Source organism: Pseudoalteromonas sp. NSLLW24, from assembly GCF_015864725.1.
Lineage (GTDB): Bacteria > Pseudomonadota > Gammaproteobacteria > Enterobacterales > Alteromonadaceae > Pseudoalteromonas > Pseudoalteromonas arctica.
This window is the reverse complement of the sequence record NZ_JADYWQ010000023.1, coordinates 23,439-48,330: the sequence shown is the minus strand read 5'-3', so window position 1 is coordinate 48,330 and position 24,892 is coordinate 23,439. Positions and strand designations below refer to the sequence as shown.

At 39.5% G+C, this 24,892-nt stretch carries 19 protein-coding genes; 13 read left to right on the top strand and 6 right to left on the bottom strand.

Features of this window, described 5'->3' with window-relative positions; translation table 11 throughout:
• Positions 1-807: 807 nt before the first annotated feature.
• The 5 genes from I6E72_RS18135 to I6E72_RS18115 all read left to right on the top strand — a co-directional run bounded on the left by I6E72_RS18135 (position 808) and on the right by I6E72_RS18115 (position 8,034).
• Positions 808-1,602, top strand: coding sequence for a VOC family protein (locus tag I6E72_RS18135; RefSeq protein WP_197113584.1), 795 nt, complete (start codon positions 808-810; stop codon positions 1,600-1,602).
• Between the two features lie 86 nt (positions 1,603-1,688).
• Entirely contained in the window at positions 1,689-2,051 is a 363-nt protein-coding gene (locus I6E72_RS18130; RefSeq protein WP_024591417.1) for a hypothetical protein, read from the top strand.
• On the top strand, positions 2,048-4,381 hold the full coding sequence (locus I6E72_RS18125) for a fatty acid cis/trans isomerase (protein ID WP_197113581.1): 2,334 nt from the start codon (positions 2,048-2,050) through the stop codon (positions 4,379-4,381). Before I6E72_RS18130 ends, I6E72_RS18125 begins: the two co-directional genes overlap by 4 nt.
• Before the next feature lie 123 nt (positions 4,382-4,504).
• The gene (locus tag I6E72_RS18120; protein ID WP_197113578.1) at positions 4,505-6,232 is read left to right on the top strand and encodes a response regulator; all 1,728 of its coding nucleotides are present in this window, start codon (positions 4,505-4,507) and stop codon (positions 6,230-6,232) included.
• A gap of 392 nt (positions 6,233-6,624) precedes the next feature.
• Positions 6,625-8,034 (top strand): ATP-binding cassette domain-containing protein, encoded by a 1,410-nt coding sequence (locus I6E72_RS18115; protein WP_197113575.1) that lies wholly within the window; start codon positions 6,625-6,627, stop codon positions 8,032-8,034.
• 47 nt (positions 8,035-8,081) lie between these two features.
• On the opposite strand, the gene I6E72_RS18110 is transcribed toward I6E72_RS18115, so the two are convergent.
• The 6 genes from I6E72_RS18110 to I6E72_RS18085 all read right to left on the bottom strand — a co-directional run bounded on the left by I6E72_RS18110 (position 8,082) and on the right by I6E72_RS18085 (position 15,151).
• Positions 8,082-8,960, bottom strand: coding sequence for a TraB/GumN family protein (locus I6E72_RS18110; protein ID WP_197113565.1), 879 nt, complete (start codon positions 8,958-8,960; stop codon positions 8,082-8,084).
• A 50-nt stretch (positions 8,961-9,010) separates the two neighbouring features.
• Positions 9,011-10,447, bottom strand: a complete 1,437-nt coding sequence (locus I6E72_RS18105; protein ID WP_197113562.1) for a sensor histidine kinase — start codon at positions 10,445-10,447, stop codon at positions 9,011-9,013.
• Entirely contained in the window at positions 10,428-11,102 is a 675-nt protein-coding gene (locus tag I6E72_RS18100; RefSeq protein WP_197113559.1) for a response regulator transcription factor, read from the bottom strand. The genes I6E72_RS18105 and I6E72_RS18100 overlap by 20 nt, the downstream gene beginning before the upstream one ends.
• 73 nt (positions 11,103-11,175) lie before the next feature.
• Positions 11,176-13,122: an LTA synthase family protein gene (locus tag I6E72_RS18095; RefSeq protein ID WP_197113556.1), complete on the bottom strand. Its 1,947-nt coding sequence runs from the start codon at positions 13,120-13,122 to the stop codon at positions 11,176-11,178.
• Entirely contained in the window at positions 13,113-13,484 is a 372-nt protein-coding gene (locus I6E72_RS18090) for a diacylglycerol kinase (RefSeq protein ID WP_169061055.1), read from the bottom strand. The genes I6E72_RS18095 and I6E72_RS18090 overlap by 10 nt, the downstream gene beginning before the upstream one ends.
• On the bottom strand, positions 13,481-15,151 hold the full coding sequence (locus I6E72_RS18085) for a phosphoethanolamine transferase (protein ID WP_197113553.1): 1,671 nt from the start codon (positions 15,149-15,151) through the stop codon (positions 13,481-13,483). The genes I6E72_RS18090 and I6E72_RS18085 overlap by 4 nt, the downstream gene beginning before the upstream one ends.
• A 553-nt stretch (positions 15,152-15,704) precedes the next feature.
• On the opposite strand from I6E72_RS18085, the gene ilvG reads away from it, so the two are divergent.
• From ilvG to I6E72_RS18045, 8 genes are all read left to right on the top strand, one after another.
• The gene (ilvG, locus tag I6E72_RS18080; protein WP_197113549.1) at positions 15,705-17,354 is read left to right on the top strand and encodes an acetolactate synthase 2 catalytic subunit; all 1,650 of its coding nucleotides are present in this window, start codon (positions 15,705-15,707) and stop codon (positions 17,352-17,354) included.
• Complete coding sequence (gene ilvM, locus I6E72_RS18075; protein WP_010553831.1) at positions 17,351-17,596, top strand: acetolactate synthase 2 small subunit; 246 nt, start codon at positions 17,351-17,353, stop codon at positions 17,594-17,596. The genes ilvG and ilvM overlap by 4 nt, the downstream gene beginning before the upstream one ends.
• Before the next feature lie 103 nt (positions 17,597-17,699).
• Positions 17,700-19,556 (top strand): dihydroxy-acid dehydratase, encoded by a 1,857-nt coding sequence (ilvD, locus tag I6E72_RS18070; protein ID WP_010553830.1) that lies wholly within the window; start codon positions 17,700-17,702, stop codon positions 19,554-19,556.
• Between the two features lie 2 nt (positions 19,557-19,558).
• The gene (gene ilvA / locus I6E72_RS18065; protein ID WP_007582109.1) at positions 19,559-21,112 is read left to right on the top strand and encodes a threonine ammonia-lyase, biosynthetic; all 1,554 of its coding nucleotides are present in this window, start codon (positions 19,559-19,561) and stop codon (positions 21,110-21,112) included.
• A gap of 97 nt (positions 21,113-21,209) precedes the next feature.
• A complete protein-coding gene (locus tag I6E72_RS18060) occupies positions 21,210-22,244 on the top strand; it encodes an ABC transporter substrate-binding protein (RefSeq protein ID WP_197113547.1) in 1,035 nt (344 codons plus the stop codon).
• Positions 22,245-22,305: 61 nt separating this feature from the next.
• Positions 22,306-23,481, top strand: a complete 1,176-nt coding sequence (locus tag I6E72_RS18055; RefSeq protein WP_197113545.1) for a methyltransferase — start codon at positions 22,306-22,308, stop codon at positions 23,479-23,481.
• Positions 23,482-23,511: 30 nt separating this feature from the next.
• Positions 23,512-24,174: a carbonate dehydratase gene (gene can, locus I6E72_RS18050; RefSeq protein WP_007582103.1), complete on the top strand. Its 663-nt coding sequence runs from the start codon at positions 23,512-23,514 to the stop codon at positions 24,172-24,174.
• A 4-nt stretch (positions 24,175-24,178) separates the two neighbouring features.
• Complete coding sequence (locus I6E72_RS18045; protein WP_197113543.1) at positions 24,179-24,823, top strand: NAD(P)H-binding protein; 645 nt, start codon at positions 24,179-24,181, stop codon at positions 24,821-24,823.
• Positions 24,824-24,892 lie beyond the last annotated feature (69 nt).

Genomic DNA, 24,892 nt, shown 5'->3' with positions numbered 1-24,892 from the left:
CCATGCCGAACTCAGTAGTGAAACGAAACAGCGCCGATGATAGTGTAGCATTTGCTATGTGAAAGTAGGACATTACCAGGCTTCAAATTGTAGAAAGCCCGAATCTAACGATTCGGGCTTTTTTACGTCTGCAGAAAAGTGAAATGCGGGCAATTAACACACACTCACATTAACACCTAGCACGTAGGTCGGGCGTAGCGACTCCCGACGTTAAAATCACAACAAAACCCCTCAATAACTCAGTCGGCCAATAAAGTAGCATTTGCTATGTGACTCTCCACCGCTGTGGGCACTACGACATCCTACTGCGTAGCGCACCGACTTCACATTGTAGAAAGTCCGAATCTAACGATTCGGGCTTTTTTACGTCTGCAGAAAAGTAAATGCGCGCAATTAATACTCACTGACATCTACACACATCACGTAGGGCGGGCGAGCATAGCGACTCCCGACGCTGATATACTGCGTAGCGTACCGACTTTATATTGTAGAGCGTCTGAATCTAATGATTCGGACTTTTTTACGTCTGCAAAAAAGTGATTCAGGGATTCCTCTAGAGCGAAGGACTTTTTAGTAAATAATTTATATCGATCAGCAATAATATTTAATCAATTTGAGGGATTAAATCTGACGCTAACTGCGTTAAAAGCCTTATATATGAAACAACTGAATAACGAATTCTTGCCCTTCTTTTATCGACTCCGCTTAGTTATTGCTCTAATCTCAATTTATGATCTGTTCAATTATGTAGTTTATAAAATGTGACATAGTTCGTTTAGATAAAAATAGAATAATAAGGGTTTAATAATGAGTGAAATTGATAATCATCCACATGGCATTTTTTGTTGGTCAGAACTTTGTACACACAATTGGAAAGAAGGTAAGACGTTTTATACATCATTATTTGATTGGGGGTATGACGATCAACCTATTGGGGAGGACATATATTACACCATGCTACAAAAGCAAGGTGGTGATATAGCCGCTATGTATGAAATGCCTAAAGAGCAAATTAGTGAAGGGATCCCAAGTCATTGGTTGGCTTACATTGCCGTCGACAATGTTGATGATTGTGCGCTAAAAGCTAAAGAACTAGGTGCTGAAGTTATTGCCGGTCCTCATGATGTTATGAATGCAGGACGAATGTTGATGCTAAAAGATCCTGTAGGTGCCACTGTTGCACTATGGCAAGGCAATGAGCATAAAGGTTGTAAGTACTTAGGTGAATTAAACACGCCTTATTGGCATGAGTTAGCAACCAGAAATAGTAAAGTAAGTAGAGATTTTTACTGTGCTTTACTAGGCTGGGAAAGTGAAATAAAGCCAATGGAAGGTATGAACTACACTTTATTTTTGGTTGATGGACAGCCAATTGCCGGTATGCTTGAGATGACAAGCGACTGGCCTGAAGATATTCCTGCTCATTGGATGATTTATTTTGCAGTAGAGAGCTGCGATACGGCAGTAAATAAAGCCGCTAGCTTAGGTGGACAAGTATGTGTTCCTGCAACAGATATCCCCGATGTTGGTCGTTTTAGTGTTATATGCGATCCTCAAGGTGGTGTATTTTCGGTGATCGAATCTGTTATAGATGACGTTTAAACAGTTACATTAGCTTTAGCGTTAATTTACTCGCTAGTTTGTTATAATACTCGCCAATTAAATCGTCAGAAAGTGCAGAGAACGCAATGGAATTTGAACAAGATAGCAATTTAACCCTTCCTTTATTTCTATTAGATGAATCATTAAGTGATAGAGATTTAGAGCAGCCTGATTTTGAAATATCAATTGGACTTGATGATGAGTTACTTGCTCAAATTTGCCAAAATCCAAGTGAAGATAGCAGTGTAGCTATTACCGTTAGCGGTTATGAGTTGCTTATAACTGATTCTCTGTATTTAAGTATATTAGAGCAAGAGCATGATGCGCAGATAACATTAACGCATGGGCCTCTTTTAAGTATTGTTTTGAATACTGAAGGTCAAAAAACATTCGTTTCTCCTCAAATGGATATGATGCCCACCTTCGATTTAGGTGACGAGGACGAATGAAAAAAATAATAATAAGTACATTTGTATTAATTATCCTTAGTGGTTGTGCTTACTTAGGTAATGCACATTACGATGATTTATTTGGACCAGAGCAAGCGCAAGAGCGTATCGTTCCACATTCTACTCTTGCTGGAGCTGATTTTTTACAAAACGTAAAACCAGTGCTCGATACCCGCTGCGTCGTTTGCCATGGTTGTTACGATGCACCTTGCCAGCTTAAGCTCTCATCCCCTGAAGGTATTGACCGAGGTTTGAGTAAAGAGCTTGTTTACGATGGAACTCGTTTATTGGCAACGACCCCAAGCCGTTTATTATTTGATGCAACCAATACACAGCAATGGCGAGAAAAAAACTTTACGCCAGTTTTAAATGAACGCGTGCAAAGTGAGGAAGCGAATTTAGCGGGAAGTGTTTTATTTAATAGTTTAGTGTTAAAGCAAAGCTATGAATTACCAACTAATGAAGTGCTAGATGATGAATTTGATTTTTCATTAGGGCGTTCGCAAACCTGTGCAACAATGGGGGAGTTTGACCGATTAGCTGACGAGCAACCTCATGGCGGTATGCCTTATGGTTTACCTGGGGTTTCGCGCGAAGAGTTTAATCATTTACAGAACTGGCTTAAAAATGGCGGTAAAATGTCACATATTGAGCCACCAAGTAAGTATGATCAGAATAAAATAAAGGGCTGGGAAGCATTTTTAAATCAAGATAACTTAAAGTATCAGTTATCAGCACGTTATATTTATGAACATTGGTTTTTAGCACATATTTATTTTACGTCAGAGGACCCACAAAGCTTTTTTAAACTAGTTCGCTCAAGTACGCCTCCTGGTGAGGAAATAAAGTTAATTAATACTCGTCGTCCATACGATGACCCTAAAGTTAGCCGTGTTTATTATCGTTTTATGCAAGAGCGTACAACCATACTTTCTAAAACGCATTTACCACTTGAGCTTAATGAAACTAAATTACTGCGTTTGTACGAGCAGTTTATTGCGCCAGATTATACAGTTACGCAAATGCCGAGTTATGAGCCTAAGTCAGCATCTAACCCATTTAAAACTTTTGAAGTTATTCCTATTAATTCTAGATATCAATTTATGCTTGATGAAGCAGAGTTAATTATTATGGGCTTTATAAAAGGGCCTGTTTGTCGTGGTCAGATTGCTTTAAATGTTATAAATGATCACTTTTGGGTGGCATTTGCTGATCCTGATAAGGTTGCGACTCCTGCTGTAGGGGAAATGCTAATGCAACATGAAGAAGCTCTAGAACTTCCTGCCGCAGAGGAAAGTAATGCGTTACCTATTTCTAGCTGGGTTAAATATTCAGTTCGTGAGAAAAAATATTTACAGGCAAAAGTTGAGCTTGCAAACGAAATGTTTAAAGGTGGCGAGCATCTTACAACTGACTTGCTTTGGAAGGGTGATGGGCATAATAAAAATGCTGCGCTGACTATTTTCCGCCATTTTGATAGTGCAACTGTTGTTAAAGGTTTTATTGGTCAAGAGCCTAAAACCACGTGGATACTTGATTATGCGTTATTTGAACGTATTCATTATTTGCTTGTGGCAGGCTTTGATGTATACGGAAATATAGGCCATCAATTGGTTACACGTTTATATATGGATTTTTTACGTTTAGAGGGAGAGCAAAACTTTTTAGCTCTATTACCTGAGCACAAGCGTAATCAAATCAAAAAGCAGTGGTATCGTAATTCACCACCTGACTTATCTAAGTTCTTTAAAAGTAACCGAGAATTTAGCCAGCCCAGTGGTATTAACTATGAAACTGATGATCCACAGCATGAACTATATACCTTGATGAAAGAAGCATTAGCGCCAGTTTTAAGTGAAAAATACAACTACACTGAAGTGCCAAAGCCGTTAAATGTAGTAAGTAACATGCCAGCAAAAGCGGTTAACTTATTACCTCAGCTTTCTTTTATACTTGTAAAGCAAGAAGATAATAGCCATAAGGGCTACACTATTATTCATCATAATGCGCACTACAATATATCTAGTTTATTAAACGAAGATGGCCAACGTGCTTATGATGAAGATACCGCGACTATTGTTCCTGGGTTTATCGGAGATTATCCAGCAGCTATTTGGTATTTAAATAACGAGCAGCAAGTAAATGCTTTTGCTGAGCAATTGCCTATGATGCAAATAGAAGCTGATTATGGTGCATTGAAATCTAAGTTTGGTATTCGACGTACTCATCCACAGTTTTGGCAATACAGCGATATATTGCACGATACTGCTAAAAAATATCGTGGGATAGAATATGGAATGTTCGACTATAACCGTTTAGAAAATAGATAGTTAAATAGTTTTATTTTATTAGCCCAACTTTTTAGCTGGGCTTTTTTATTTAATAATCATTATTTAAGCTGCTTATTAGTTCTAAAAAATTGAGCTACACTTAAAACAAAAACAAGGCTTAGTATGTTTAAAGTTGTCGCGAATATCCGTACTCGTTACCGATGGGCATTAATAGCAATAGCACTATTAATAAGCACATCAGCATCACTTATGCAGTATTATTTTTCGGTGCAAAAATACGACGCAAAAATAATAAATATGGCTGGTAAGCAGAGAATGCTTTCTCAAAAAATAGCTTGGCATAGTAATGAGTTATTATTATCGGCAACAAATATTTCTGAGCATACTAAAGCGTTAAAGGCATCAGTTGTATCATTCAAAAAAACTCATAATTACTTACTTTCAAAAAATGGTAATGGAGAGTATCAATACCTTACACCTAAGCTTATTAAGCTGTATACGTTAGCTCCTCATAAACTAGATTCCCAAGTTGCAACATATATCCAGCAAGCGGAAAATTTGCTTTATCAACAAGGCCAAGTAGATAAGCGTATATTCTCTGTAACTGAGGTTGAAGAGCTATTAAAGCAACTAGATCATGCAGTGAATTTATTTGAAGAGCAAGCTGTCCAAAAATTGAACTGGGTATCTAACCTTGAATTATTATTTTGGCTTATGGCGATGTTTTTACTACTTGTAGAGTTAAGATTTGTATTTATGCCAATGGAAAAAGAAATAGGTAATGCATTGTCTAAATACCAAAAACAAAAAGAGTTCGCTCAACAAGTGAGTCAAAATAAAGAACATTTTATTGCCAGAGCAAGTCACGAATTTAGAACACCTTTACAGGGTCTTATTACGTCTATTGAGGAGTTAAAGGTTTCTGATACGCAGAAAAGCATTAAAACCCAAGCTAATTACTGCGCACTTAGGTTAATAGCCATATTAGATGAACTGCAGGACTTGCACGCTTTAAGTACAGGTAAGTGGGTACCGCAATTTAAAAATGAAAACCTTCTAGAGTCGTGTAATAAAGTACTAATGGCTTACGAGCATGCTTGTCAGCAAAAAGGCCTGAAACTAGTTAGTTGTTTAGATAAATCATTAAATTGTGTATGTAAATTGGATCATCAACGTTTGCAGCATACGCTTACAGAATTAATCAGTAACGCTATTAAGTTTACGACAGAAGGTGAAATTACTGTCTCTGCAAAGCTTTTTAATGATGAACTTTGTGTAACTGTAAGTGATACTGGTTGTGGTTTTTCGAAAGAGATTACTGATCTTGAATTTGACTCATTTAAACAAACAAACCATTTTCAAGGATTAAGAACAGGTCTCACTCGGGTTCAGTATGTTGTAAAGGCGTTGCACGGTGAAATTACCTTCAAAAATAATGAAGCCCATGGAGCGCTGGTATCTTTGCACTTACCAATAATTGCCAGTAAAGCTCTCCCAAACCCTCGTAAAATAAATGACAAACTAAAGTGTTTAGTCGTTGAAGATAATCCATTAAATACTATATTACTGACCCGCATACTTAGCCTATTAGGTTTAAGCTATGATTGCGCTGAAAACGGCAAAGTCGCGTGCGATATGGTGAGTGAAAATCAATATGATATTGTTTTTATGGACTTAAATATGCCAATAATGGATGGGTTTGAGGCGATTAAAAAAATACGCTCTGATCTTAATAAAGTAATGCCAATTATTGTTATAACAGCAAATACTTCACAAAATGATATAGAGCGAGCTTATAAATACGGGGCTAACCTTCATATTCATAAACCAATAAGTCAGCAAGCAATTAAAGACGCATTAAATAGTATTAGCGTTGTTAGGGCGTGTTGATCTTTGGTAGTTGAATTTGCAGCAGACTGTTTGGTTTTTAGGCAAGGCAGAGCCTGTGTAGTGTGGTTATTCCCCATAAATAGGCGATAGCGCAGCATAAATACCAAACATGCGCTGCCCATTGGGTTCTTTCTAGGGACGATTAACTCTTTGTTGCCTACATGGATGTAGGTAAGGGGCGTGAGCAGGACGCGGAAGCTTTACTCGGTTTTGACTTAGCCCACTAGGTTACAAACCTCGCGCCGCGATTTAATCGCCCCTAGATTGAACAAATTTCAATCCACAAAGATCAATACGCCCTAGTGAAATAAATTAATTTTTCAGATAACAAGCTTGCTAAGCACTTTTAATATGCGTTAACTTGCTGTTTTAAGGTTTATTAGGAAAAGTTAGTGCAGTCAATTACGCTTGAGCAATTTAATGGTTACTTACAAGGACAAGGCAAAAGTCGTTACGACATATGCAACCTAGATTGGCAAGTGAATCTAGGAGAACATTGGCTGCTTCTAGGTGCTAATGGAGCCGGTAAATCTGCACTGACAGCTGCGTTAGTTGGTGAAGCTAAGTGCGAAAGTGGTAAGCGTATAAGTAGTATTAATAAACTTATGCTCGTGTCTTCAGATTCGCATAAACAGTTACTGGCCCAAGAATTAGAGCATGAAAAGCATAGCCTCGTTAAAGACCTTATATTTGCAGAGCATAGTAATAATGGTGAGTTATTAGCGCAGCTAATAGAATTATTTAAATTTAGCTCATTACTAAATAGGCATTTTAGAGAACTTTCAACGGGTGAAACTCGTAAACTCCTACTTATAAAAGCACTCAGCTCCCATAGTGAGTTAGTCGTGCTTGACGAGCCATTTGATGGACTCGACGTACAATCTTGCCAGCAACTTAATAAAATACTCATAGAGCTTAGCCACACGATTACTTTTGTTTTTGTACTAAACCGCCTAGACGAAATCCCTTCATTCATTACTCACTATGGCTATGTAAACCAAGGTTGCTTGTTACATACTTTAGCAAAGCCAAGTAGTGAGCAATTAAGTGACTTACTAAAACTACTTCATTTAGAGCATACTTCATTGGATGTGCCATCTCCTGATACCGAACAAGAGCAAAAGACATTCACTGGTAATACCTTAGTTAAATTGAGTAATGCTAAAGTTAGTTATAGTGACGTAAGCATATTCAAAAATCTCAATTGGACCATAAAAAAGCATCAGCATTGGCAGCTTACTGGAGCGAACGGTTCAGGTAAAACATGCCTATTAAATTTAATAACAGGTGATAACCCACAGTGTTATAACAATGACATTGAAGTGTTCGGTTTTAAACGCGGAACCGGGGAGAGTATTTGGGATATAAAACAGCATATTGGTTTTATATCTAACGGGCTACATATGGATTATCGCGTAAGTATATCGGCTTTAAATACTGTTATATCTGGTTTTTATGACAGCATAGGTTTATATCAAAAGCCGAGCGACGCACAAGTTAATATTGCTAAGCAGTGGCTGGCATTTATTGGTTTAAGTGACAAGCAAAACACCTCATTCACCCAGCTTTCGTACGGCGATCAACGTATGCTTTTAATTGTACGAGCTATGGTAAAGCATCCAACGTTACTTATTTTAGATGAACCTTGCTTAGGATTAGATGAAGCAAACAGGCAACGTGTACTGCTACTAATAGAGAAAATTTGTGCTGCTAATACAAGTACTGTGATTTATGTAAATCATCATGCGGCAGACAAAATTAAAGGAATAGAGAATTACTTAAAAATGGAAGACTTTAATTAAAAGCTCAGAGAAAGGTTGAGCGAAAATTCACTCAACCCATTTTTATTTTAAAGACGAGTAACGCTAAAGCCTTTATCTCGTAGCTGTTTAAGTAACCCGTGTTTTTCAGGTAAATGCAGAGCGCCTACGGCAATAAATAGTTGCTCGTTTGCTAAACGCGGTGTGAGTTGTTTAACCCAATTATTATTGCGGTTAGTTAGCATTACTTGCTCGCTAATTTCACCGTAATTACTGTCATCAAAACTCATGTTGTAGTAATCGGTTAGTGTATCCATATCCCCGTTTTTCCAGGCATTAACTAATTTGATAAAGTAAGTATTAATATCGCTGAGTTGTTCAAATGTTTCTTCAATCATTTCATTGCTTAATAGCGCCATGCCATCAAACATTTGCAGTTGTTGCTCTAGAGTTTCAAGCTCACCAATTTTTATTTTATGTTCTTTAGCGTAAGCAAGTACTTGCTTATCTATGCCGGTTTTATCTGAATATCCTGCATTTTGAAATTCAATTTGCATCATAGTCACCATAACAGCCCAAGGCTTTAAGCCATTAAACATAGCAATATCAATCGACTTTTTAGCAAAGTAATCTTTTAGCTTGGTATAATTTTGCTTTGAAAGCTCAGTTTGCAGTGTTTTACCGTCACTTAGCATCATAAATGGCATTGAACGCTGTTGCATTTCAAGTGGTGTAAGTTTGCTTATATCAACTTCAACAATCACTTCTTTGCTTGCACTAATTGCATCGGTTACATTTTTAGGTAAGCCTTTCATGCTGGCATCACCAACGTGTACAGTGCCAAATAGGTATGAGCTGACGCCATTTTTTTCTATTTTATATAAGGCGGGAGCTGCATAGCTGTTAAGGCTAAATGTTATAAGTAATGCCACAATAAAAAAGTGGCTAATACGGGTAAGAGCATTCATTGTTTGTCCTTAAAATCTCGAAGGTTAGTAGTGTAAATACTAACCTAAATTTACTTCAGAGGTAACGCTAATATAAACGTTAGCGTATTGTTTTCGGTATTACTGGCAGTGATAGTAAAGCCATTTAAGTTACATAAGCTCTGTACAATTGATAATCCTAAACCATGGCGCTGGTTATTAGTTCTAGATGAATCTAGCTGATAGAGCGGGTCAAAAATAGCAGTGAGCTGTTCACTACTTAGTGGTTTATTTACTTTGTTACTAACAGAGATGGTCATGTTTGTGCTGTTATTTACGGCAGTTAATTTAATTGGTGCCTCAGGGAGTCCATAAAATAGTGCGTTATCGATTAAGTTACATAAAATGGTATTTAAACTAAATTCGTCAGCATTAAGTGTAATCTCGTCACTTATTTCGTTATTTAAACGCGCTTTAATAGTTGGGTGCTTAAAGGTCACCTCATCAACAATTTGATTTACTAGGTTATTTAGAATGATATTTTGTGCATTTAATTGCATTGCACTGCTACTTGAGCGCTGCAACAGTAATAGGTTGCTAACAATCGTTTTCATACGCTGTGAAATATTAAGCACATCACTGGTATAGGTGTCGCTAATGCGTCTATCGTCAGGGTAGCGAATAGCCACTTCTGAGAGGCTTATTAGTTCAGCTATTGGGGTTTTAAGCTCGTGTGCAATGTCGCTTGTTAGGCGTTTTTCATTACTATAGAGTTGCTGATTAACGGTAATAAACTTATTTAGCTCGTTACGTATAGGTTCTATTTCTTCTACTTTAAAGTCGCTTTCTATTGTTTGCGCAACACCGGTAATATCGAGTAACTTAATTTGGTCGTTTAAGTTGTGTAGCGGGTGCAGACCTTTATTTACAATACGTGTCACTAAATAGCGCACACCAAACACACCAAGTACACAGGTTAAAATAAAGACCACATCAATAATAATCAGTACTTTATTAAGTTCGGCTGTCGGCGCTGCAATCGCAAGAGTCATGGTATTAAAAACAGCAGAGTGAGTGGGGTTTCTATCATCTTTTTGGGCTACAAAGTGACTTATAAGTGCGCGGCCATCACGCCCGTTAGGAAGCTCGTAATCTATAATTTTAGATTCGTTTATCGGCATTTCTAAAAAAGGCAGGTTAGCATTTTCATAAAGCGCTAATGAGTCCGAGCGCTCAAAAACATCACGGCCATGCCATAACTGGTAAAACTCCGTGGCATCGGCTGCTTCATACTCTGACATAAACTCGCCAGCAAAATCAAATTCAACCACATTGTTGTCATCTTCAACTAAGGTTTTTAAGTAGTTAGCTTTATTAGTTAAAGACTGATTGAACTGATCTTCCACCCAAGTATCAACACTTAAATCAACGGTTAAAAATATGGTGAATAAAATAACCGAGATCACGGCGCTAATATTATTAACGAGTTTACGTCTTATTGAGTGACTTTTATTTTGTTGTTGCGACATAACCAAATCCACGTTTGTTTTTTATCGGTAGCTCGCCATCAAACTGCCTTACTTTTTTACGTATGGTTGAGATGTGTGCTTCAAGCGCATTTTTAGAGAGCATATCAAACTGACCTACCACGGCCTCACTTATAAGCTCGAGTCCTAATACTCGCTCTGGGGCGTTAAATAAGCATTCTATTATTTTGTATTCATTACGCGTGAGTTCAATGTCATGTTGCTTGTAATGAAGAGTTTTAAGTGACAGATCTAATACGCAATCACCTACGGTAAGGGTATTTTGTTGGTTTTGCAGTGAACCACGACGAAGTAATGCAAGGACACGAGCATGGAGTTCTTCAAACGAAAATGGCTTAGTTAAATAATCGTCAGCGCCTTTCATAAGGCCGCTAATTTTATCTTGAGGCTCACTTCGTGCAGATAAAATTAGCACACGGCTTTGGCTATTACTGCTGCGCAGTGCTTGTAAAATACTCATGCCATCAACGCTCGGTAGCATTAAATCAAGTACGAGGAGGTCGTAGTTTCCACTAAGTGCCATACTCAACCCTTCTGAGCCATCACCTGTTTCATCTACGGTAAAACCAAGGTTGCTAAGGCCAACTTGCAAGCTGCGTCTTAGTGCTTCAGAGTCTTCAATAACGAGGATTTTCATGTTTACTCGGTTTATAAAAATAGCCTTGTTACTTTAACAAGGCTTTATTATCAAGTCACTGCAAGAATAAGAACTAATGGTACCAACCATTTGTGTAGGCTAAATTACCCAAGTTCGCATGGGCTAGGGCTTTTTTTACTAATTGCTCATCGTTTTCACATGGCACAAGCTGGTTATTGCTATACGTATAGGTGGTTGCTGGTTTTTGTGGTTGTAACACCACCACTTTATTATCGTGCATGTAGGCAAAGTTTTTGTCGTATTGCATCATTGCGCGTTGTTTGTTGTCGCTAATTGGCTTTGATAAATCATGGCCTATCATAGGGTGCTTACCACTTGCGCCAATCAAAGACAGTAGAGTAACAGGAATATCGAGCTGACTGGCTAGTTGGCTATCTCGTTTATGGGTAATACCTTTACCAAAAATAACGGCCGGAATTTTAAAGTGATCAACCGGTACTAAATTCGAACCCGATACGCGCGAGTCGTGATCGGCAATAACTATAAACACGGTATCATCCCAGTAGCTCGATTTCTTGGCTTTTTCGATAAACGTGCCCAGCGCGTAATCTGCATACTTTGCTGCATTATTACGGGTTTGTTTTTGTTTGTCGTACAGCGTTATTTTATCGTCCGGAAAGTCATACGGACTATGATTAGAGCTTGAGAATATAAGGCTAAAAAAGGGTTTGTTTTGATTTTTAAGCTTAGTAAGTTCTATGTCGGCTTGGTCGTACAAGTCTTCGTCTGATGCGCCCCACGAGCCATTAAAGTCTATTTTTTTAAAGTTATTTGTATCTACGATACTTTTAAAACCATTGCCTAAAAAGAAGCTGCGCATGTTATCAAAATGGCTTTCGCCACCATAAATAAACTGTGTGTTGTAATTTTGCTTCGCTAAAAAATCAGCAATGGTAAAAAAGTCACGTTGTGATTTATCAAGCTTAACAACTGCACGCGAAGGCGTTGGTGTAAACCCTGTAATTACTGCCTCAATTCCACGTACTGAACGTGTACCCGTGGCGTATAAATTATGAAACCCCCAGCCTTGTTTATAAAGGGCGTCAATATTAGGTGTAAGCGGTAAACCGCCAAGCGTGCCTACATAACGAGCACCTAAACTTTCTTGTAAAATAATGACTAAATTTTTGGGTTTACCTGTATTACTTGCGCCATGAAACGTTTTTGTAGGGGCGGTTACATCACTAAATGTGCCTTGCGTATTTTGCATGTTACTACGCACAATACTAAGTAATTCATCGGTGGGCATTTTACCGTAATAGTCTTGGCTTGATTGCTCATTAGAAAGTTGCTTAACTGCAAACGCGACGCTATAAAGTGAGTTAAGGGTTAAGTCGTTAAGTAAGTGATCGGTAGAAAACGAGACCATGGCGGGGTTAAGTGGTCTGTGCCCTAATGAGTTACGCGCGCCCAAAAAAGTTAAGCATACTAAAACGAGCGCTAAAATTGATTGGTTTAAGCCTGTTAGTGATGACTTGCTTTGCCATTGATTGCTAAATACTTTACTTGCAAATTTACAGCTCAAAACAAGTGCTATAACAACAATAAATACTTCTAACTTATAGCCTGAAAAAATCATTTTTGAGACTTCTTTAGGGTAAATTAAATATTCTATAAATAAGCGGTTTGGGCGTAAATCGTACTCGCTTATAAACGTAGGCGTAATCACTTCAAAAAAAACAAGTAAAGCAGACATCGTCACTAAATAAATTTTAATGAGGCCGCGTACTTTATTTTGCCAACCTACGCTTTGCATCAGTAAAGTAAGTAGTAATGCGGGCATAATAATGTAGCTTAGAGTGGCTATATCTACTCTTAACCCACCTATAAATATAGATAACCACGCATGCGATCCAAATACACGCTCCCCTTGCCATACACTTAATCCAAAGCGAGCAAGTGTTAAAAAGCTAAGTGCCAAAACAGTAAATACAACAAAAATCCATACAGGGCCAAGTGCATTTTGTATTTTAGGTATAAAAGTTAGCTTTATGCCCATAATACAGCCCACCAAATAAGAGCGGCAATTAGCATAGCTATAAACACGCTTGCAGAGGCTATATCTTTAGCTAGCCCCGAAAGCTCATGGTATTCACTGCCAATTCTATCAACTACAACCTCAACTGCCGTATTTACCAGCTCAGCAAACAATATAAAAAGCAGGCTAGCTATAAGCAGTAATTTATCCCTTAGTGCAATTTCTTGTAGCCACACAAACACACCGAGTAACGAAAACAGTGCTAGCTCTTGTTGAAACGCCGCTTCAAATCGACTCATCCATTTTAAGCCGTTAAAAGAATGGCTTAAGGTAAAAATAAGGCGCATTAAGCCTTGGCGTTTTATAACGGTTTTATTACTCATATTTTTATTTCGCTTGGTGTTGTTTGGCAGCTAGCAAGTAAATCGAGCGATGCCTGATACGTTTTGCTTTTAATGCCAATTAAATTTAAAAGGGTGTGAAAAATATTGTTGTGTGAGCGTGCAGCAGTGGTGTCTAAATTAGCTAAACAGGTATTGGTAATGCGCTGATTATGCTCATCAGCCCACATATACAGGGGTACATGCGTTTGTGTACTAGGTGCAAAGCTATACGGAAAACCATGCAAGTAAGCACCGCCTTCGCCAAGTGATTCACCATGGTCAGAGACATATAAAAACTGTTTATCTATGTTGTTTGGCAGTGCTTTTAATTGCTCAATTACCTGGGCGTTAACAAAGTCGCTGTACGCAATTGTGTTGTCGTAGGTATTAACTAATTCATCGAGTGAGCAGTTTTGAATGTCGCTTCTATCGCACGTAGGCGTAAATTGCTTAAACTTATCTGGGTAGCGTTTAAAGTAAGTTGGCCCGTGTGAGCCCATCATGTGGAGGACGATAACGGTATTAGCTTGGTTTAAATTAGCGAGTTTGCGCTTAAGTGGAGCAATAAGCACTTCATCAAAGCAATATTTTCCATCGCAAAGCGCTGATGGGGTGGTTGGGATATCAATGTTAACAACACGGGTGCATACGTTTTTACAGCCGCTGTTGTTATCAACCCACAGTACGTCGCTGCCAGCTTGTTGTGCTAAATCAATCAGGTTTTGTTGGTTGTCAGCTGCTAATCGATCAAAGTTATCTTGTGTTTGCAGTGAAAACATACACGGCACAGACACTGCAGTAGCGGTGCCACAAGACGCCACATTATTAAAATACGTCACATTATACTTTTGTGTATAAGGATTGGTGTTACGCTTATAACCTTGATAAGCAAAGTTTTCTGCTCGTGCGGTTTCGCCAACAACCATAACGGTTACGCTGGTGGTGTTAGGCGCAATAAGAGTGGGTGTTGCATCTATATTTTTAAATTCCATATTGGTATACAGCAGCTGATCGCGCATGTATTTATAACCGCTAGAGAGATATTGAAACGGAATAATTTCTTTTTTCAAAATGCGGTTGTTGCGACCAGTGGCTGCGTAATCGGCGTAAAAGTTAGCGACCACTAAAGCAATTAGCGTTAAGCAGGCAATAATAAGTTTTATGCGGCTAATCGCTTCTTGATGAGGGCGAGTAAAGTGTATTTTTACTTTGCTTAATATAAAAACAGGTAGCGCACAAAACAACAGTAAAAAGGCTATGAGCTGCGGGTTTAAATAGCTCAGCGCTTCGCTTGAATCCGTTTCGAACGTGTTTTGAATCATTGAATAGTCAAACACGACACCGTAATTTAATGAGCCGTAAAGCACGGCGCTAGAAATTATCAGTAAAAGATAGTTAACTGGTTTTAATAACCATCTAACCGACACTATCGAAAAGAAAATAATTAAAAGGCATAACAAAAGCAGTGGCACTGAAAGTAAAAATAGCCATGAAAAAGATGCAAGAGAGGTTATGGCGCTAAACGAACCTTGAATAAAAGGAATGTTTATAACTAAACAGTAATAACAGGCAATCATCACTACAAAGGCATTTGCACTACAGTGAATGTAAAACCGTTTACTACGATTTGGCTTTTTTTGTGCTGGTGTTTGACTAATTACGTTCATATTTAGGCTCGTTTAAAATAACAACGCCATGCTATGCAACAACACTTAAGAGTCGCTTAAGGGAACCTACGCATTACCTGAAGGTGATAAATAATTTTATTTATAAAAATATTCTTAAAAATTAATCAAACCTTAAATAAGGGATATAAGAATAGTGAATTTCTGAGAATAAAATTAGAGCATAAAAAAACCACTACCAGCTTGTATAATGAATTTTAAAACCTGATAAATTGCCTTTTAGTCTTTTTGTTAGATTAACTTTGGTGTTGACTTAAAGGGCCTAGCGCGGTACTAATATAAAAAGAGAGCGAAGGAATAACCTTCGCGATAATTGAACAAAATTTGGTATTAATTACATGCTTACAAACGCACTTAACCTAGTCCTGATTATTATCGTGGTGATTATTCCCGCGAGGGCTTCGTAGTGCTTTAAAAACTTAAGCATTAAAAAAGCCCTCCGCACTTAACCGTTCGGAGGGCTTTTTAGTTTTAAGGGCAAAGTTTTTAGCGTAAAAATGTAATTGGGTTGTCACTGAGGAATGAGGGTTTATTAATGACAGGCGCAGAACTAACAATCGACTTATTGGCCAAACACGGCGTAAATGAAGTATTTGGCTACCCAGGCGGAGCTATTATGCCAATTTACGATGCGCTGTATGGCGCGCCAGTCAAACACTACCTTACTCGTCATGAGCAAGGTGCAGGGTTTGCAGCTGTTGGTTATGCTCGCAGCACGCGTAAATTAGGTGTGTGTTTTGCTACATCGGGCCCAGGTGCAACTAACTTAATAACTGCCCTTGCTGATGCGATGATGGACTCAGTACCATTATTGGCGATTACCGGCCAAGTGCCTACTGCAGCTATTGGTTCAGATGCGTTTCAAGAAATAGATGTACTAGGTATGTCGCTTTCGTGTACTAAGCACAGCTACATGGTAGAACGAGCGGAAGACTTAGCAGAGATATTACAAGAAGCTATTCATTTAGCGCAAAGCGGCCGACCAGGTCCTGTACTTGTCGATATCCCAAAAGATATTCAAATGGCGCAAGTACCTTTTAAGCCTTGGCTTGCAGCTGATGAATACTTACCTGAGTTAGATTTAAAGCAAGTTGCTATTGCTAATCAATTGTTGAGTGAGGCTAAACAGCCTGTAGCGTACGTAGGCGGTGGTGTACAAGCCGCTGATGCGCAAGACGAGTTAATGCAGTTTTTAAATAAAACCCAGATGCCTGCTGTATCAACACTAAAAGCATTAGGCAGTGTGTTACCTGACTACGAGCATTACTTAGGCATGCTAGGTATGCATGGTGGTCAAGCCGCTAATATTGCCGTGCAAGAATGTGATGTACTTGTGTGTATAGGTGCGCGCTTTGATGACCGCGTAACGGGTAACTTAGCTAAATTTGCAGCTAAAGCTAAAGTAATTCATTTAGATATTGATGCCGCTGAAGTCGGTAAGCGAAAACCTGCTAAAGCTTCATTAATTGCTGATTTAAAAACGTCGTTACCTGCACTTGAGTGCTTTGTAACACCTAAAGTGTGGTGTGACACAAATAAAGAAATGAATATCAAGCACGCGTGGCGTTACGACTACCCAGGTGAGAAGGTTTACGCACCGTACTTATTAAACCAACTGAGCCAACGCATGCCAAAAACTGGCGTTGTGTGTTGCGATGTAGGTCAGCATCAAATGTGGGTAGCACAACACATGAAGTTTACTCACCCGAGTAATCATTTAAGCAGTGGTGGCGCAGGCACGATGGGCTTTGGTTTACCGGCTGCTATTGGCGCACAAGTAGCACGCCCTGATGACTTTGTTATCACTGTATCGGGCGATGGCTCAATCATGATGAATATTCAAGAATTGGCCACGATTCGCCGTAATAATTTACCTGTAAAAATATTAATTTTAGATAACCAGCGCTTGGGTATGGTTCGCCAATGGCAAGAGCTATTTTTTGAAGGACGTTACTCTGAAACTAACCTTTCGGACAACCCAGACTTTGTGCAACTAGCTGCTGTATTTGGTATCCCAGGGCAAACAATTACCCACGCTAACCAAGTTGATGATGCTATTACAGCATTAGTTAACAGCAAAGGCCCGTACATAGTACATGCCTGTATTGATGATAAAGAAAATGTTTGGCCACTTGTACCACCTGGGGCTGCTAACGACGAAATGATGACGGAGAAAGCAAAATGAAACACAGCCTAACTATTGCATTAAAAAGCCAAAGTATAGCGGTAGAGCGCTTTTTACGAGTGGTGCGTCATCGTGGTTTTAACCTAACGCATTTTCAGCTCAATATGGATGATGGCTTATACAACGTAGCCATGACGGTAGATAGTGATAAACCTATTCACCTATTAACCAGCCAGCTAAACAAGCTGGTGGATGTAAAAGAAGTCACTTTACAAAATTTACAGCACCAACAGGCTGTGTAATTACGAATTACAAAATAATTTACGAGTAACTGAGTCACTAGGTTATTCACCAATTTTAGAATGAGGAATGCCCGCTTATATTGCGGCAAAAACTGAGGTAACTATGGCTAAATTAAGAAGTGCAACAACAACTGAAGGACGTAAACGTGCAGGCGCAAGAGCATTATGGCGCGCAACAGGTATGACAGACTCTGATTTTGGTAAACCGATTATTGCCGTAGTTAACTCGTTTACACAATTTGTACCAGGGCATGTACACCTTAATCAGCTTAGTGAGCTTATGGGTGAGACAATAACCCAAGCCGGTGGCGTTCCAAAAGAATTTAATACCATTGCTATTGATGATGGCATTGCGATGGGACACGGCGGTATGCTTTATTCGCTGCCTTCACGCGATTTAATTGCTGACTCGGTTGAATACATGGTAAATGGTCACTGCGCCGATGCGATGATCTGTATTTCAAACTGCGACAAAATCACTCCAGGGATGATGCTTGCAGCGCTACGTTTAAATATCCCGGTGATATTTGTATCGGGCGGTCCAATGGAGGCGGGTAAAACTAAACTTGCTAACATCGACATTAAACTTGATTTAGTTGATGCCATGGTTAAAGGCGCAGATGAATCGGTAAGTGATGCAGATTCAGAGCAAGTAGAGCGCTCTGCGTGTCCTACATGTGGTTCGTGTTCAGGCATGTTTACTGCAAACTCAATGAACTGTTTGTTAGAGGCAATAGGCTTAGCACTTCCGGGTAACGGTACCACGCTTGCCACTCATAAAGACCGTAAACAACTGTATGTTGAAGCTGGGGCTCGTATTGTTGATTTATGTCGTGAGTATTATCAAAAAGATAATCAAGATGTATTGCCACGCGCAATTGCCAATAAAACAGCCTTTATGAATGCAATGGTTGTTGATATTGCAATGGGCGGCTCGTCAAATACCGTATTACATTTACTCGCAGCAGCGCAAGAAGCCGGCGTTGATTTTGATATGTCGCATATTGATGCGCTTTCTCGTAAAACACCGTTTTTATGTAAAGTTGCACCAGCAACACCAGAGTACCATATTGAAGATGTACACCGTGCTGGTGGCATGATGGCAGTTGTACGTGAGCTTGGTAAAGCGGGCTTAGTTGACATGTCAGTGAATCATGTCGCTGGGTCAACAATGGCTGAGCTTGTTAAAAAATGGGATGCAACCGACCCAACTAACGAGGTAGCGCGCAAATTTTACCGTGCGGGTCCTGCGGGCATTCGTACTACTAAAGCAATGAGCCAAGAGTGTCGCTGGGATGAAGGCGATAATGACCGTGTGAATGGGTGTATTCGAAGCGTTGAACACGCTTTTCGCCAAGACGGTGGTTTAGCTGTGCTTTCGGGTAATTTAGCGGTTGATGGTTGTGTTGTAAAAAGTGCTGGCGTAGTTGACGAAATGCTACATTTTGAAGGCACCGCCATTGTATACGAATCACAAGATGATTCAGTTGAAGGGATTTTAAATAACGAAGTAAAAGCCGGCGATGTAGTGGTTATTCGTTATGAAGGCCCTAGAGGCGGCCCAGGTATGCAAGAAATGCTATACCCAACAAGCTACTTAAAATCGAAAGGCTTAGCTGAAAAGTGTGCTCTTATTACAGATGGTCGCTTTTCGGGTGGTACTTCGGGTTTATCAATTGGCCATGTATCGCCAGAGGCGGCGAGTGGTGGTGCAATCGCTTATGTTGAAAATGGCGACAAAATCATTATTGATATCGCAACACGTGAAATCACATTAGCGCTAAGCGATGAAGAACTTGAGGCACGTAAACAAAAGCAATTAGCACGCGGAAAAATGGCGTACAAGCCAGTTGATCGTGAGCGTTATGTATCGTCTGCTTTAAAGGCTTATGCATTACTTGCAACAAGTGCCGATAAAGGCGCAGTGCGCGACTTAGCTAAATTGGAGGCGCTTAGTTAATTATGGTCTCTCAAGAGCTCGATTATTTTCGCGCTATTATTCAAGCAAACATGGAGCCTTTGGCTAAAGTTACTGAGGTTAGCGAAATGGCTGAACTCAGTAAAAAGCTAGGTAACCATGTTTGGTTAAAGCGTGAAGACCAACAGCCCGTGTATTCATTTAAGTTACGCGGTGCGTATAACAAATTAAATAAATTACCTAAAGGCTCAGTGGTTATTACTGCTTCTGCGGGTAATCATGCTCAAGGGGTTGCATTGAGTGCATCTCACCTTGGGCATCAAGCAACTATTGTAATGCCAGTAACAACGCCTGAAATAAAAGTCAGCGCAGTGCGCGCACTTGGCGGTGAAGTTGTATTACATGGCCATCATTTTGATGCAGCAAAAGCATATGCGCTTGAGCTTACAGAGCAGCGTAACGGTATATTTGTCCCGCCATTTGACGATCCGGATGTCATTGTTGGTCAAGGCACTGTAGCACGCGAGTTAATGCAGCAATTAAACGAGCTTGATGCTGTGTTTATTCCTGTTGGCGGCGGCGGTTTACTTGCTGGTATGGCGGTTTACATTAAATCGTTGCGTCCAGATATAAAAGTAATTGGCGTAGAAGCCGACGAAAGTGCGTGTTTACAAGCAGCACTTGAAGCCGGTAAGCCAGTAGAGCTTGATCGCGTTGGTAGTTTTGCCGATGGCGTAGCGGTTAAAATTATTGGCACTGAAACATTTCGTTTAGCGCAAAAGTTTTGCGATGAAGTTGTAACCGTTACTAGCGATGAAATATGTGCAGCCATGCAGGATATTTTTGTATCTACGCGTGCAATTGCAGAGCCATCAGGTGCACTTGCAACGGCTGGGCTTAAAAAGTGGAGTCAGCAGTCGGGGTTAAAAGGACTACATTTAGCGGCTGTGCTTTCGGGTGCTAATTTAAACTTTGATCGCCTGCGTTATGTTGCAGAGCGCACTGCGCTGGGTGAAAAAAACGAAGCGTTATTAGCGGTTACTATTAAAGAAGAAAAAGGCAGCTTTAAACAGTTTTGTGCTTCTTTAGGTGGCCGTGCTATTACTGAGTTTAACTACCGTTATGCAGGACCTGGTGAAGCACAAATATTTGTAGGCATTGCACTTCGCCAAGGCGAGCAAGAGCTTAATGAGTTAAAGCAAGACTTAACAAATAACGATTATCAATTTTGCGATCTGTCGGATAACGAACTCGCTAAATTACATGTGCGTTATATGGTTGGCGGAAAAGCACCAGAGCAATTACATGAACGTTTATTGCGTTTTGAATTTCCTGAGTATCCGGGTGCGCTTGCACGCTTTTTAGATACTTTAGGCAGCAATTGGAACATTACCTTATTTCATTATCGTAATCACGGTGGTTCGATGGGGAATGTACTGGCAGGTTTTGCTATTGAGCCGAGTCAGTATGAGATGTTTAACGAGCATTTGAATCGCTTAGGTTACAGTGTACAAGATGAAACACAAAATCCGTGTTTTACCCAATTTTTAACATCAAAACCGCAAGCAGAAAAAGCCGAAAAACTCGCCTCAGTATAACCTATCTTTAAAGGCAGGCACCTAACTAGGGTGCTTGCTTTATTACACGTTTTACATATAGTTACAGGTAATCGTCATACTTTTTGAGGACACCTATTTGCTATTTAAAGGATTAATCATTGGATTGTGCTTTTTTTGCAGCCATATCGCGGCACAAGAATCAGTCACATTACAGCTAAAATGGACACATCAGTTTCAGTTTGCTGGCTACTATATGGCTAAGCAAAAAGGCTTTTATAATGAAGCGGGCCTTGATGTAACTATTAAACAAGCTAATCCAATGAAACCTGATACCTTTGGTCCTGTGGCCAGTGGTGAAGCACAATTTGGTGTAGGGCATTCTGGTATTTTACAGCAACGTATTAATGGTCAGCCTTTTGTTGCAATGGCAGCCTTATTGCAGTTTTCACCTTATTGCTGGATGGTAAAAGACACGTCTGATATTTTTCACCCTCGTGACTTTGTTAATAAACGTATCACTGCGGTGAGCAAAAATGACGGCACCGAGCTACTTATTATGCTTAAACGCAGTGGCGTTGATGTAGATAAACTCAAAGTTTACAATGGCGAAAATTTTAACCAGGCTTGGATTGAAAACAAGCTAGATGCTATGCAAGTTTATGTTACTACAGAGCCTTATTATATGACTCAACAAGGCGTAGCTCATCGGCTTGTTTGCCCACAGCGTTATGGTATGGATGTATATAGCGACATTTTATTTACTAGCGAAAACATGCTTAAGCAAAATCCGCAAACGGTCGAAAAATTCTACCAAGCGAGCCTAAAAGGTTGGCGCTATGCAATGATGAACATGGATGAAGCCATTGCGGTCACCCAGCAAATATACGCACCGAGTAAGAGCTTTCATCAGCTCGCCTTTGAGGCTGAAGTACTAAAAAGTTATATAACCCCACCCACTACCAGTTTGGGGCATATGTCGATAGCAAAGTGGCGCTTAATAGCTGACTTATATGGCATACAGCAAAACGAATTTGACGAAGTGAAATCTCACTTTATTTATAAATACCAAGAGCCTGAAAAGATGCAATTATCATGGATGCTCATAGCAGCGATTCTGGTGAGTATTATTTCCATACCTTTGTATTTACGGCTTATTTTTAGCCAAAAATAACTGCTTAATGAGAGCTCACTGAGCTGATATAATTAATTGTCTTTTTATTTTTTAAGCTGTTATGACTTTAGCCGAGCAATTTTTTGCACTTGATTCACTTTTAACGCGCCATCGTCAGTATTGGCAGTGCACCGCATTTGATTTTGACACTATTCCTTGGCCAGGGCTGCAAGGCATACTTAACGAACTAACTGATGATCAGGTAACCGTTCTTGATAACGATCAAAATCAGCTATACCAATTTTTTAGCCAACACATAAACCAACTTGATGAACTTGCTAAGCTATGTGAGTTACCTAGCTCTGCACACTCTCGATCTGATTATCCGTTTTGGATAAGTAACGGCATTAAAGGTCGTAAGTTTGATCAGTTACAAGACTTTGTATCTGCACTACCTAATACTAAGCAACCAGTTTTAGAGTGGTGTGCGGGTAAAGGACACTTAGGGCGAATGCTTGCTTTTAATGGCGCAAGTGATGTGCATAGTATTGAACTGCAACAAAGCTTATGCGAGCAAGGACAAAAAAGTGCACAGCAACAAGGCTTGGCAATGCACTTTAGCCAAGCAGATGTATTAAAAGAGGATATCACTCAATTTTTTAATGCTGATATGCATGCCGTAGCGCTACACGCATGTGGTGGTTTGCACCAAGCATTTATGCGCCAAGCAAGTTTAGCGAAAGTACAGCAAATTAGCTTTTCACCTTGTTGCTATCATTTATTTACGGCTAATGAGTACCGTGTAATGAGTGAGGTTGCAAACCAAAGTGAGCTTAACCTAACGCATCGCGATTTAAAGCTCGCATTACAAGAAACCGTTACAGCGCCTTCTCGTCTGGAAAAAGTACGTAAAACAGAACTAGAATGGCGACTTGGTTTTGACGCACTTAGAAAATCGATTACTGGCGAGCAATATTATGTAAGCGTACCTTCAGTTAACAAAGCTATATTCTCAGATTCGTTTAAATCATTTTGTGCATGGGCTGCAGATAAAAAGGCAATAAACCTACCTCAAGATACTGATTATAATAAATATTTAGATATTGGTGTTGCTCGAAAAAAAATAACTGACCGAGTTGAACTGGTTCGACATGTGTTCAGAAGAGCAATTGAAGTTTGGCTTGTGCTCGATCGTGCTTTATATTTGCAACAGCAAGGCTATCAAGTAAGCGTTAAAACGTTTTGTGAAAAGCAGTTAACGCCTCGTAATATTTTGATTCTTGCTAATATCCATTAAATTTCCGTCCTCGACTTAATAAGAGATGCAATGAGAAAGTTAAAAAATTTATTCGATAACAATAAACGTTGGGCTGCACGTACAAGCGAAGCTGATCCTGAGTTTTTTAAAATTTTATCTATGCAACAAAATCCAGAGTATTTATGGATTGGTTGTTCAGACTCTCGTGTACCTGCTAATCAAATAGTTGATTTATTACCAGGCGAATTATTTGTGCATCGTAACGTTGCAAACGTGGTTGTACACACTGACCATAACTGTTTGTCGGTTATGCAGTACGCTGTAGAGGTTTTAAAAGTAAAACATATCATGGTAGTAGGTCATTATGGCTGTGGTGGCGTACAAGCCGTTTTAAACAATGCAAAATTTGGCTTTATTGATAATTGGCTACGCCATGTAGGGGATGTAAAAGAAAAGCATCTTGAACAACTTGATGCAATGCCAGAAAGCGAACGTTTAAGCCGCCTTATTGAGCTAAATGTAATTGAGCAAGTGCGTAATGTATGCCGTACTAACATTGTGCAAGATGCGTGGGAGCGCGGCCAAGAGCTAAGCGTTCATGGTTGGGTTTATGGTTTAGAAAACGGCCATCTTCATGATTTAGAATCTGTAGTAACGTGCGCAAGTGAAGAAACGCAAAGCTACAAAAAAGCAGTGCAGCACGTACTTAATAAAGTGGGCGAAAATAAATAAATTTATGACTAAAACGGCGATATTAATAGGTGCTACAGGTTTGGTCGGTAATGAGTTGCTACATAAGCTACTTAAGAGCGATCGTTATACCAAAGTGGTTACGTTAAGTCGTCGGGCTTTGCCTATTACACACGCAAAGCTAGTTAATCACGTTATTGATTTTGAAAAATTAACTCAATACGTTGAGCTTTTTAAAGGTGACGTATTGTTTTCGTGTTTGGGCACAACCCGTAAACAGGCGGGCTCTACACAAGCTCAGCGTAAAGTAGATTTTGATTATCAGTTTATAGCGGCGCAGTTAGCGGCATGTAATGGTGTTACGCATTACTGCTTAGTGTCATCAAGCGAGGCGAACACGCACAGTAATAGTGCTTATTTGAAAATGAAGGGTGAGCTTGAGCAACATATTAAAGCACTCCCTTTTGATAAAATAAGTATTTTACAACCATCTTTATTATTAGGTGATCGTGAGCAATTTAGAGTGGCAGAAAAGATAGGCAGTATTATTTTTCCTGTTATTACACGGCTCCCGTTTTTAAAGCGTTACAAACCAATAACTGGCGAGCAAGTTGCGCAAAAAATGCTGAGTGTGAGTTTAGCGCAGCAGGCTAAGTTATTTTATTATGTGCTAGATGAGCTATTTGAATAAACTTGGTAAAACGCAAAAGGCAGCCTAAGCCTGTCTCTTATACACAAATCCCTGCTAAGAAATTAGCGG

Bases quoted from the DNA above. Each gene is read 5' to 3' on its own strand.
- I6E72_RS18130 (WP_024591417.1), top strand. From the start codon at position 1,689: ATGGAATTTGAACAAGATAGCAATTTAACCCTTCCTTTATTTCTATTA.
- ilvD (WP_010553830.1), top strand. From the start codon at position 17,700: ATGGCTAAATTAAGAAGTGCAACAACAACTGAAGGACGTAAACGTGCA.
- I6E72_RS18135 (WP_197113584.1), top strand. From the start codon at position 808: ATGAGTGAAATTGATAATCATCCACATGGCATTTTTTGTTGGTCAGAA.
- I6E72_RS18100 (WP_197113559.1), bottom strand. From the start codon at position 11,102: ATGAAAATCCTCGTTATTGAAGACTCTGAAGCACTAAGACGCAGCTTG.
- I6E72_RS18110 (WP_197113565.1), bottom strand. From the start codon at position 8,960: ATGAATGCTCTTACCCGTATTAGCCACTTTTTTATTGTGGCATTACTT.
- I6E72_RS18085 (WP_197113553.1), bottom strand. From the start codon at position 15,151: ATGAACGTAATTAGTCAAACACCAGCACAAAAAAAGCCAAATCGTAGT.
- can (WP_007582103.1), top strand. From the start codon at position 23,512: ATGAGAAAGTTAAAAAATTTATTCGATAACAATAAACGTTGGGCTGCA.
- I6E72_RS18125 (WP_197113581.1), top strand. From the start codon at position 2,048: ATGAAAAAAATAATAATAAGTACATTTGTATTAATTATCCTTAGTGGT.
- ilvA (WP_007582109.1), top strand. From the start codon at position 19,559: ATGGTCTCTCAAGAGCTCGATTATTTTCGCGCTATTATTCAAGCAAAC.
- I6E72_RS18095 (WP_197113556.1), bottom strand. From the start codon at position 13,122: ATGGGCATAAAGCTAACTTTTATACCTAAAATACAAAATGCACTTGGC.
- I6E72_RS18120 (WP_197113578.1), top strand. From the start codon at position 4,505: ATGTTTAAAGTTGTCGCGAATATCCGTACTCGTTACCGATGGGCATTA.
- I6E72_RS18105 (WP_197113562.1), bottom strand. From the start codon at position 10,447: ATGTCGCAACAACAAAATAAAAGTCACTCAATAAGACGTAAACTCGTT.
- ilvM (WP_010553831.1), top strand. From the start codon at position 17,351: ATGAAACACAGCCTAACTATTGCATTAAAAAGCCAAAGTATAGCGGTA.
- I6E72_RS18045 (WP_197113543.1), top strand. From the start codon at position 24,179: ATGACTAAAACGGCGATATTAATAGGTGCTACAGGTTTGGTCGGTAAT.
- I6E72_RS18055 (WP_197113545.1), top strand. From the start codon at position 22,306: ATGACTTTAGCCGAGCAATTTTTTGCACTTGATTCACTTTTAACGCGC.
- I6E72_RS18090 (WP_169061055.1), bottom strand. From the start codon at position 13,484: ATGAGTAATAAAACCGTTATAAAACGCCAAGGCTTAATGCGCCTTATT.
- ilvG (WP_197113549.1), top strand. From the start codon at position 15,705: ATGACAGGCGCAGAACTAACAATCGACTTATTGGCCAAACACGGCGTA.